At 49.7% G+C, this 2,460-nt stretch carries 25 tRNA genes; all 25 read left to right on the forward strand.

Going from position 1 to position 2,460, the window contains the following annotated elements:
• Positions 1–86 precede the first annotated feature (86 nt).
• The 25 genes from AC1RRU_RS10590 (at position 87) to AC1RRU_RS10710 (ending at position 2,320) form a co-directional block, all read left to right on the forward strand.
• Positions 87–162, forward strand: a tRNA-Val gene (locus tag AC1RRU_RS10590).
• A gap of 20 nt (positions 163–182) precedes the next feature.
• Positions 183–258: transfer RNA gene (locus AC1RRU_RS10595), tRNA-Thr, on the forward strand.
• An 8-nt stretch (positions 259–266) separates the two neighbouring features.
• Positions 267–339: transfer RNA gene (locus AC1RRU_RS10600), tRNA-Lys, on the forward strand.
• Between the two features lie 9 nt (positions 340–348).
• A tRNA-Leu gene (locus AC1RRU_RS10605) sits at positions 349–430 on the forward strand.
• Between the two features lie 3 nt (positions 431–433).
• Positions 434–508, forward strand: a tRNA-Gly gene (locus tag AC1RRU_RS10610).
• 16 nt (positions 509–524) lie between these two features.
• Positions 525–610 (forward strand) — tRNA-Leu (locus AC1RRU_RS10615).
• A 14-nt stretch (positions 611–624) separates the two neighbouring features.
• Positions 625–698, forward strand: a tRNA-Arg gene (locus AC1RRU_RS10620).
• Between the two features lie 8 nt (positions 699–706).
• A tRNA-Pro gene (locus AC1RRU_RS10625) sits at positions 707–780 on the forward strand.
• A gap of 27 nt (positions 781–807) precedes the next feature.
• A tRNA-Ala gene (locus AC1RRU_RS10630) sits at positions 808–883 on the forward strand.
• A 24-nt stretch (positions 884–907) separates the two neighbouring features.
• Positions 908–981: transfer RNA gene (locus tag AC1RRU_RS10635), tRNA-Met, on the forward strand.
• A gap of 28 nt (positions 982–1,009) precedes the next feature.
• Positions 1,010–1,083, forward strand: a tRNA-Ile gene (locus AC1RRU_RS10640).
• A gap of 9 nt (positions 1,084–1,092) precedes the next feature.
• Positions 1,093–1,182 (forward strand) — tRNA-Ser (locus AC1RRU_RS10645).
• 9 nt (positions 1,183–1,191) lie between these two features.
• Positions 1,192–1,267 (forward strand) — tRNA-Asp (locus AC1RRU_RS10650).
• Positions 1,268–1,302: 35 nt separating this feature from the next.
• A tRNA-Ser gene (locus tag AC1RRU_RS10655) sits at positions 1,303–1,395 on the forward strand.
• 11 nt (positions 1,396–1,406) lie between these two features.
• Positions 1,407–1,480 (forward strand) — tRNA-Met (locus tag AC1RRU_RS10660).
• A gap of 11 nt (positions 1,481–1,491) precedes the next feature.
• Positions 1,492–1,567: transfer RNA gene (locus AC1RRU_RS10665), tRNA-Asp, on the forward strand.
• 11 nt (positions 1,568–1,578) lie between these two features.
• Positions 1,579–1,651, forward strand: a tRNA-Phe gene (locus AC1RRU_RS10670).
• A 9-nt stretch (positions 1,652–1,660) separates the two neighbouring features.
• Positions 1,661–1,736: transfer RNA gene (locus AC1RRU_RS10675), tRNA-Thr, on the forward strand.
• 6 nt (positions 1,737–1,742) lie between these two features.
• Positions 1,743–1,826 (forward strand) — tRNA-Tyr (locus AC1RRU_RS10680).
• A 9-nt stretch (positions 1,827–1,835) separates the two neighbouring features.
• Positions 1,836–1,909: transfer RNA gene (locus AC1RRU_RS10685), tRNA-Trp, on the forward strand.
• Positions 1,910–1,911: 2 nt separating this feature from the next.
• Positions 1,912–1,984, forward strand: a tRNA-His gene (locus AC1RRU_RS10690).
• Between the two features lie 14 nt (positions 1,985–1,998).
• Positions 1,999–2,070 (forward strand) — tRNA-Gln (locus AC1RRU_RS10695).
• Between the two features lie 5 nt (positions 2,071–2,075).
• Positions 2,076–2,149 (forward strand) — tRNA-Cys (locus AC1RRU_RS10700).
• 8 nt (positions 2,150–2,157) lie between these two features.
• Positions 2,158–2,231 (forward strand) — tRNA-Gly (locus tag AC1RRU_RS10705).
• Positions 2,232–2,245: 14 nt separating this feature from the next.
• A tRNA-Gly gene (locus AC1RRU_RS10710) sits at positions 2,246–2,320 on the forward strand.
• Positions 2,321–2,460 lie beyond the last annotated feature (140 nt).

Raw genomic sequence — 2,460 nt, forward strand, 5'->3', positions numbered from 1 at the left:
CCGAACACAGAAGTTAAGCTCCTTAGCGCCGATGGTAGTTGGATTTACGTTCCGCTAGAGTAGGACGTTGCCAGGCATAATATAATGGAGAATTAGCTCAGCTGGGAGAGCATCTGCCTTACAAGCAGAGGGTCGGCGGTTCGAACCCGTCATTCTCCACCATTTTATCAAAACAATATATTGCCGGCCTAGCTCAATTGGTAGAGCAACTGACTTGTAATCAGTAGGTTGGGGGTTCAAGTCCTCTGGCCGGCACCATCTATTTTGAGCCATTAGCTCAGTTGGTAGAGCATCTGACTTTTAATCAGAGGGTCAGAGGTTCGAATCCTCTATGGCTCACATGTATACGCGGGTGTGGCGGAATTGGCAGACGCACTAGACTTAGGATCTAGCGCCTTACGGCGTGGGGGTTCGACTCCCTTCACCCGCATACGCGGAAGTAGTTCAGTGGTAGAACACCACCTTGCCAAGGTGGGGGTCGCGGGTTCGAATCCCGTCTTCCGCTCCATTATTTTTAATATAGTGCCGGGGTGGCGGAACTGGCAGACGCACAGGACTTAAAATCCTGCGGTGAGAGATCACCGTACCGGTTCGATTCCGGTCCTCGGCATCATATATAATTTTGCGCCCGTAGCTCAATTGGATAGAGCGTTTGACTACGGATCAAGAGGTTATGGGTTCGACTCCTATCGGGCGCGTTCTCTTACGGGAAGTAGCTCAGTTTGGTAGAGCACTTGGTTTGGGACCAAGGGGTCGCAGGTTCGAATCCTGTCTTCCCGATAGGAACTTTAATTATATAAAAAATATGGGGGCTTAGCTCAGCTGGGAGAGCGCCTGCTTTGCACGCAGGAGGTCAGCGGTTCGATCCCGCTAGTCTCCACCATATTAAATTTACAAACTAGATAACGGCGGTGTAGCTCAGCTGGCTAGAGCGTACGGTTCATACCCGTGAGGTCGGGGGTTCGATCCCCTCCACCGCCACTACTTATTAGTTGTAGAATTATAATTTGGACCTTTAGCTCAGTTGGTTAGAGCTAACGGCTCATAACCGTTCGGTCGCAGGTTCGAGTCCTGCAAGGTCCATATAATTTTGGAGGAATACCCAAGTCCGGCTGAAGGGATCGGTCTTGAAAACCGACAGGGGCTTAACGGCTCGCGGGGGTTCGAATCCCTCTTCCTCCGTATTTTATTGGTCTCGTAGTGTAGCGGTTAACACGCCTGCCTGTCACGCAGGAGATCGCGGGTTCGATTCCCGTCGAGACCGCCATTTAATAATTTTATAGTAATTTACATTTAATTAGTGGAGGAATACCCAAGTCCGGCTGAAGGGATCGGTCTTGAAAACCGACAGGGCCTTAACGGGCCGCGGGGGTTCGAATCCCTCTTCCTCCGCCATTAATTATTATCGCGGGATGGAGCAGTTCGGTAGCTCGTCGGGCTCATAACCCGAAGGTCGGTGGTTCAAATCCGCCTCCCGCAATTTATCTTTTAGGTCTCGTAGTGTAGCGGTTAACACGCCTGCCTGTCACGCAGGAGATCGCGGGTTCGATTCCCGTCGAGACCGCCATTACAAATAATGGTTCAGTAGCTCAGTTGGTAGAGCAATGGATTGAAGCTCCATGTGTCGGCAGTTCGACTCTGTCCTGAACCATTTTGTTATGCCGGCCTAGCTCAATTGGTAGAGCAACTGACTTGTAATCAGTAGGTTGGGGGTTCAAGTCCTCTGGCCGGCACCATCTCATGGAGGGGTAGCGAAGTGGCTAAACGCGGCGGACTGTAAATCCGCTCCTTCGGGTTCGGCAGTTCGAATCTGCCCCCCTCCACCATCTTAATTTAGGGACATAGTTCAACGGTAGAATAGAGGTCTCCAAAACCTTTGATGTGGGTTCGATTCCTACTGTCCCTGCCATGGCGGTTGTGGCGAAGTGGTTAACGCATCGGATTGTGGTTCCGACACTCGAGGGTTCGATTCCCTTCAACCGCCCTTAATTTTATTAATGGGCTATAGCCAAGCGGTAAGGCAACGGACTTTGACTCCGTCACGCGCTGGTTCGAATCCAGCTAGCCCAGTTATTGGCGGCATAGCCAAGTGGTAAGGCAGAGGTCTGCAAAACCTTTATCACCGGTTCAAATCCGGTTGCCGCCTCCATGCACGATGCGGGAGTAGTTCAATTTTAGAACACATTCCTTCCCGGAATGAGGTATAGGTGCAAGTCCTATCTTCCGCTCCATAATTCTTAATAATGCGGGAGTATTTCAACTGTTAGAATATGTTCCTTCCCGGAACAAGGTATAGGTGTAAATCCTATCTTCCGCTCCAATAAATTTTAATAATGCGGGAGTATTTCAACTTTTAGAATACGTTCCTTCCCGGAACGAGATATAGGTGTAAATCCTATCTTCCGCTCCAATAAATTTTAATAATGCGGGAGTATTTCAACTTTTAGAATACGTTCCTTC

This window comes from Staphylococcus sp. GW821-FHT11H10 (genome assembly GCF_058807855.1).